General features: G+C 44.0%; 1 protein-coding gene. It reads right to left on the bottom strand.

The features are described from left to right. Positions 1–57 precede the first annotated feature (57 nt). A partial coding sequence (gene ltrA / locus ACTNC6_RS16145) for a group II intron reverse transcriptase/maturase (RefSeq protein WP_441044663.1) occupies positions 58–757 on the bottom strand: 700 nt, incomplete at its 5' end.

A 757-nucleotide genomic window follows, 5' to 3' on the forward strand; every position in this document is an offset into this window, starting at 1 on the left:
GCGGTTCCGATGGGCCTGCCATCATCATTCACACAGCATGGCTATACTTGTTTGGCTTCATGCCACAAGTCCTCGCCTTCGTGGCGCACAGTCATCTGCATAACGGACATATCTATGCCCTCTGCGTTCTAGTTCCTTGTCCAACTCATTTAGCATGATGTTGCTAAGCAACGGACTAAGTGGACCACCTTGGGGCATTCCTATTTCTGTGCGCTCAAACATCCCATTTGCTATAACTCCCGCATTTAGGTATTTATGTATCAGTGAAATAACTCTGCCATCCTTGATGGTTCGTGACAACACCTCTATCAGTTTACTCTGGCATACTGTGTCAAAGAACTTTTCCAAGTCCATATCCACCACATATACATAGCCATCATTTACGTTCTTTTGGCATTGTCTGAGAGCGTCGTGCGCTCCTCGTTTCGGGCGAAAACCTAAGCTATTTTCCGAAAATTGCTCCTCATAAATTGGTGTGAGTTCTTGTGTAATCGCCTGTTGGATCACTCGGTCAACTACTGTTGGAATTCCAAGCTTACGAAACTCGCCTTTTGTTTCCTTGGGTATCTCTACCCTTCGAACTGGATTTGGCTTATATTTGCCGTCTCTTATCTCTTGGATTAGGGTTTTCTGGTTTTCTCTTAGGTAGGGTAGAAGTTCATCCACCTGCATTCCGTCAATTCCGCCGCTTCCTTTGTTTGATTTTACTTGCTTATACGCCTTATTAAGATTTTCTTTTCGCAAAATCAAATCCAAA

The organism is Blautia sp. HCP3S3_C4, assembly GCF_052064095.1.
Taxonomy (GTDB): Bacteria; Bacillota; Clostridia; order Lachnospirales; family Lachnospiraceae; genus Blautia_A.